The 6,038-nt window shown below is 42.5% G+C and carries 4 protein-coding genes and 1 pseudogene; 4 read left to right on the top strand and 1 reads right to left on the bottom strand.

Annotated features, from left to right (window positions below):
- The 4 genes and pseudogenes from AC5FXQ_RS07140 to AC5FXQ_RS07125 form a co-directional block, all read left to right on the top strand.
- Window positions 1–472: pseudogene (locus tag AC5FXQ_RS07140) on the top strand (hypothetical protein); the annotation flags it as partial.
- Between the two features lie 851 nt (window positions 473–1,323).
- Window positions 1,324–2,658: an undecaprenyl-phosphate glucose phosphotransferase gene (locus AC5FXQ_RS07135; RefSeq protein ID WP_493601793.1), complete on the top strand. Its 1,335-nt coding sequence runs from the start codon at window positions 1,324–1,326 to the stop codon at window positions 2,656–2,658.
- Window positions 2,659–2,963: 305 nt separating this feature from the next.
- Window positions 2,964–3,611 (top strand): polysaccharide lyase family 20 protein, encoded by a 648-nt coding sequence (locus AC5FXQ_RS07130; RefSeq protein ID WP_493601792.1) that lies wholly within the window; start codon window positions 2,964–2,966, stop codon window positions 3,609–3,611.
- Between the two features lie 108 nt (window positions 3,612–3,719).
- A complete protein-coding gene (locus AC5FXQ_RS07125; protein WP_493601791.1) occupies window positions 3,720–4,703 on the top strand; it encodes a polysaccharide deacetylase family protein in 984 nt (327 codons plus the stop codon).
- Window positions 4,704–4,833: 130 nt separating this feature from the next.
- Here the strand turns inward: AC5FXQ_RS07125 and AC5FXQ_RS07120 are convergent, their stop codons facing one another.
- Entirely contained in the window at window positions 4,834–6,036 is a 1,203-nt protein-coding gene (locus tag AC5FXQ_RS07120) for a polysaccharide pyruvyl transferase family protein (protein ID WP_493601790.1), read from the bottom strand.
- Between the last annotated feature and the right edge of the window lie 2 nt (window positions 6,037–6,038).

Below are 6,038 nucleotides of genomic sequence, written 5' to 3'. Positions count from 1 at the left end.
GAGCTTCAACGAGATGTCATCTTCTGGTACCACTACAACAGTAGTATCGCAGCCAGCTCCTACTACAACTACATCACCGACAACTACCACTGCGCCAAGTACTACTACTTCATCGCAGGTTGCTGGTATTACGCTGGTAAATGCAGGTACAGAGAAAGACGTACTGAAGCTGACTAATGGTGCTACTTTAAGCTTCAGCGCTTTGGGTACGACAAAGCTTAACTTCCGTGCTGATCTGAACGCCGGCGTAGGCAGTGTAAAGTTCGAGCTGAAAGGGGCCATGAGCCGCACCTACACTGACAACGCTGCCCCGCATGCTTTGTTCGGTGATGACGGAAGAGGCAACTACTATTTTGGCAACCTGACCATGCCTGCCGGAACTTACACCCTGACAGCTACCCCTTACTCAGGCAGCAACGGTTCGGGTACTGCGGGCACACCAGTAACTTATAGCTTCACTGTCAAAAACTAATAACATTTTATAACGCCTCCTAGTAGGTGTTACTAAAAAGAGCAGCTGACCTGTTGGTCAGCTGCTCTTTTTTTATGTCTAGTAAGCTTTAATTTAACTTGGATTGCATACGATTTACTCGGATGCAATACAGCTGTAGATATATTATACAAGCTATGTTAAAACCCGGTTTCTATTCTGGTAATATTTGAAGAGATGCATTATAAAACAGCACTGAAAGCAAGACTGTATATCTCGCTAACCTATCCCTACTAATAAGAGTCACCATAGAAAAAAAATATCCGTCCTTTTTTATTTACAAATTCCATTCACCCTTAAATAAAGGACGTTCCCTAATAAAAACGAAAAGTTAGCACCCATTTTTATTAAATTAAGTATACTAAATATAAAATTCATATAAGAATTAAAAAAATAAAATTATTTGAGTTGTAACAATTTTTCTATAATTACTTATATACATAGAGAGCACCGATAGAACTTAACGATTGAGTATCTGAGAGATACTTATGTTTGAACTTTTACACTACAATATCTATGGAAAAGAACTATACTTTTATATCTATCACATATCTCAATCCAGGCTTTTTATCGGACACCAAGCGAATAAGATATAGTAAAGCTACATAATCAATAAAACCTAGGTATGGCAGCTAGAATGGCGGGCGGTAGAAGGAACTTACTCCCCCTATTGTCTAAGCGGCACCCGTTTATCAGAAGTATTTCATCGCTGAAATAGTGTACCCAAGTTATTATGTAGAAACCATTCTGCGTGTATGTTGCTCATTTGATTTTAGTTTAAGATTATGATTAAATCAAAACAAAGACTTCCCATACTCTACCTCGGAGGGGATATGTTTACTATCGTTCTTATCTCGTGCATCGCTTTATATTTTATCAATGATATAGAGTATCAGCAAACTGCATGGATCGTGCTGATTGGTACCGTGTTTACCTGGACTATGATCAGTTATTGGATCAGGTTACAGGAATCAGAGCTGTACAATAGGATCAACTTACGGGTGGTGAACTACATTAAGATTTATATTCTTCTAATCGGTTTTGTAATTGCTTTCTATACCTTTCTTCCATTTTCGGTAGAGACAAAGAACCTAGTAGCAGCCATTGTGCTGGGCTTCCCGATACTGGGTATACCTGTAAATTTGCTGGTAGTAAATACAATTGACCATTTGCGTAGTAACGACAGTAATACGAAATACACGCTTGTAGCTGGTGTTGGGGATATGGCTGGAAATGTTGAGAAGCACCTCCAACGGCATAATGGATCACACGTCAAGCTAAAAGGATTCATTAAGTGTAAGAAAGAAGAATGTGTGGTGCCGGAGGATAGGGTAGTAGGGGATCTGGAGCATATTAACGATTACCTCAGAGATAACCCTGTTGACGAGATTGTCATCGCGATACCCGTTAAAGTTTCGAAGAAAATAAAGAGTATCATCACGGCAGCTGATTATCATGGCGTGCGGGTAAAATATATACCTGATTACAGGGGACTGTTTGGGGAGAACTACAAAATGACCCGGTATGGTAAACTTGATGCTATCAATGTCCGGCAACTGCCTCTCGATGAAACTTACGCATTCTTCCTGAAAAATACTTTCGATAAAGTTTTCTCGGCCTTTGCGCTTCTGGCACTTTCTCCTTTGTTTGTGGCGCTTGCTATCCTCATCAAGCTGGACTCACCTGGTCCCGTGTTTTACTGCCCCATCAGGATCGGGAAGGGTGGAAGACCATTTAAGGTGTTTAAGTTCAGGAGTATGCGCGAAAATGACGTTTCAACTGGTGGAACAAAGTCCACCCAGAAAGATGACCCGCGAATAACTAAGTTGGGCAGGATTCTCAGAAAATACAGCCTTGATGAATTGCCTCAGTTTATGAATGTGCTCCTAGGGGATATGAGTGTGGTTGGGCCGCGCCCTCACAGAAGTTTCCTGAACCAAAAGCTGCAGGAAAGCGTGGATAAATACATGATCCGGCACTACTTTAAGCCTGGCATCACGGGCTGGGCACAGGTAAACGGCTGGAGAGGCCCAACCGAAACTGACGAGCAGCGCAAGCAGAGAACAATGCACGATCTGTGGTATATGGAGAAATGGTCACTTTGGCTTGACATCAGGATAATCTATAAAACTATTTTCAGTAGAAAGACACATAAGAGTGCTTACTGAATACGACCAGCATTGATGCTGAAGTAGTGAAGCGAAAAAGACACATGATGAGGGGGTATCTAGTTGGACTGGTTGCTGTTGTTAGTCTGCTCGGTTGGAGCGCTCTAAGATATAATAGCCTGTACCCAGCCTTTTCGCTGCAACCCGACTATGCGAGTATTTCAAATCTGCAAAATCAAATAGCCAGAATAAGCCATAATTCAAAGTCAGCCTTCCGGCGTGCGGTAGAGGAAAAGCCTCTTAGAAGTTACCTCCTTTTTGAAGAAACCTTTGATGGAAGTGACCCGCTTCATACTGCTGTCAACTTGCAGACCGATACAGAGCATGGCTTCCGCGTCGTAACTGATCCGGTAAACCATGGAAATAAGGTCGCACGGTTTGAGCTGCGCGCATCAGACCCGATGATCCATCGGGGGAAGCGGTCTGAGTTGTTTGTGATTGACAGGGTGACAGAAAAGGAGATGTGGTATAGCTTTGCCGCCATGTTTCCTGAGGATGGTTATGCTCCGGATTCTTCTAATGAATTGATTAGCCAGTGGCACCAGGAAGGAAGTCCTCCAATTTCACTGCGTACTGTAAACAACATTATTTACCTCAGGGTGCGTCACAACACCAAGGACGATAAGTGGAAGGTAATGGAACTCGCCCCTCTGACAAAGGACGTATGGCACGAGTTTGTTTTTCACATCATCCATTCTGCAGGCTCCGATTCAATGCTGGAGGTATGGCACAACGGTGTAAAGCGTGTGTCTTACAGCGGCCGCAATCATTTTGAAGATAAAAGAATGCCCTACTGGAAAGTTGGCGTGTATAAAGCAAAATGGAACAACAGCAGAACTGCGTCAGAGAAAAGAGTTATTTATTTTGATAATATCAGAGTGGGAAACAAGCTGGCTTCATACGAGTATATGCGGCCGCAGGGAGCAAATACTACACCTAGTTCTGATTTATAGATTCAGTAAGAGTGCTGATCAAAAGTTTTAGCGCCGCGTTTCTGTTCATCGCATTGAACATATTAATGAGCAACCAATCAGATTACTAAATTCATAACAGCAAATCACATGGAACTAAGTATCAGAAACGTATTCACCTGGCTGTTGGCAAATCTGCTGATAATGTGCGGATTTGTAAAAAGGGCCAGAAATAGAGCAATGAAGGCGGACCACATTTTATCGATGTACTTTCATGACCCCTCCAAGAAGGAGTTTGAGACTTGCGTCAAGTGGTTGAAGAATAATGGGTTCACGTTTCTGAGTCCTGAAGATCTAAATAATATTATAGACGGAAACCTCCCGCTGCCGAAAGGTGCAGTACTCATGACAGCAGATGACGGTTGGAGGGGAAATGAATCCAATTTGGTAGCTGTGGCTGAAAAATACCAGGTGCCGGTAACCATATTTGTGTCTACGGAGGCAGTAGAAGAGGGAGCCTACTGGTGGTCGTACCTCGAAAAGGCCAAAGACCTCAGAATCACTATACCTTCCAAATCCTCTTTAAAATTGATCATGAATGACAAGCGAGCTGCTCTGATCAATGAAATAAAGCGGCAAACAAAAGTGGAAAGGCAGGCGATGACGATTGAGCAGGTAAAACAAATTTCTAAATCGAAGTATGTTACCATTGGGGGGCATACGCATTCGCATCCGATTCTGGTCAATTGCAGAAGAGAACAGCTCTACAACGAACTGGAGATCTCAAAACAAAAGCTGGAGGCCTGGACAGGAAAAGAGGTAAAATACTTTGCGTATCCGAATGGTGATTTTGGGGAGCGTGAGATGCGCGCTCTCAAGGAACTGGGGTATAAGCTGGCATTTTCAAGCGAACCCCGTCACATCACGACCGATGAGTTAAAGAATGCATACTGTCTGCCCAGATTTGGACTATTGGAGGGAGCTTCACTGGCAGAGAACATTTGCCGTATGACGGGTGTTTGGAAACCAATAATGTTAAAATTCAGAATGCCTGAGCTGGCGAAAGATGAAAACACGACGCTGGAGCCTCCGGTATTCCGTAGAAAAGAAAGTGCAAAACTATTAACTTCCTGAGCAACAATTATTATACCCACAAAATATAGCTGTTAAAAACGACGCTGGCCTACAAACTAATTTAATTTGTAGGCCAGCGTCGTTTTTGGAGAGGAAATAATATCAAATCAAATAATTCATACTATCACTTTTATTGAACAGTTTCTAGGGGTTGAAATGATTTACAGGAGCTTAGCTTTAGTTCATCGTGTAAAAACTTAATTGATTTCGCCCTTTCGTCTGCCAGGATATTATTTACCTTGTCCCAGTCGATTGATTGATAGATGAGCCCTTCTTTTACATGATTAGTATCTGTGATAAGTCTATCTTCCAAACCAAATAACTGTAGAAGCGACTCAAACCGGGTTAAGCCTCTTCTTTCGTTTCCAACTGCTAAGAATGGCCTATTAAATAGAATGGATAATGCACAGCCATGAAAGGAGTCAGTGATAACGAAATCTGCATCTCTAATGCCCCTTAGCCACTTCGTGATAGGGGGGTAAATACAATTCTGTATATTTTTTCTATTTCCTACTGTAAACGGCAGGGTCTGCATATCACTCAACAGCCTTAAGTTGAGCTCCCGCGCAACATTAAGTATAAACTGTTCCTTCTCGGCATTTCTATCCAGCACATAGGTCATCAATGTTCCTTCAATCTCTGGCTCATTCTCCTGCTGGATTAAGGTGGAATAATCATGGGGCGTCAGAAGCAGGGTGGGGTCAAGTACGTGTATCGCTTCTACCCCTAAATTTTCACGACATAAGGCAAGCCCGGAAGACTCTCTTACCGATACGGCATCAAAGTTTTTGATTAAACGAGAGCATAGTTCTGTTTCCTGGTGACTGAACTCCCAGTCCGAAACTCCAAATGATGCCGCATAGGCAATTCTCTTTACCTCCTCTTTAGCATCCAGAAAGTCCAGAAAGAAGTTTGCAATATTAGGTGAGTATTTAGGTCTCCATACCTGGTCACTGCCTACTACATAGGCATCAAAGTCTTGCTTATGTAATGAATGCATGCCATCATCTGTGTCGATTAATGGGGTAATGGGAGTTATGTACTTTTCCTTGAAGTAGTTCGTATGCTTGCCAATTTTTTGTATTTCTTCCTGGCTTGGGTACCGTATGACGAAGTCTTTTTTGCTAAGAACATAACCATGTACAAATAGCTCCGCAACGGATTTCAACTTTTTCAGCAGGCCTCTCCTGTTATGTTTCCTATTTATCACGCAGGCATCATAACCAAAGCTCTTTATGGTCCTCTGCAAAGCGTAGGCCTGAAGTAAGCCACCATAGTTATTATGCAGAGGTTGAGTCAGGATGCCTACTCTTTTGTTTGGTCTATTTTCCACCA

The sequence above is a fragment of the Pontibacter sp. LHS1 genome (assembly GCF_058932855.1).
Note: the sequence above shows the minus strand (reverse complement) of the source record. Positions and strands in the feature narration are given on the sequence as shown.

Excerpts from the sequence above, each read along its gene's own strand:
- AC5FXQ_RS07135 (WP_493601793.1), top strand. The coding sequence starts at position 1,324 with ATGTTTACTATCGTTCTTATCTCGTGCATCGCTTTATATTTTATCAAT.
- AC5FXQ_RS07125 (WP_493601791.1), top strand. The coding sequence starts at position 3,720 with ATGGAACTAAGTATCAGAAACGTATTCACCTGGCTGTTGGCAAATCTG.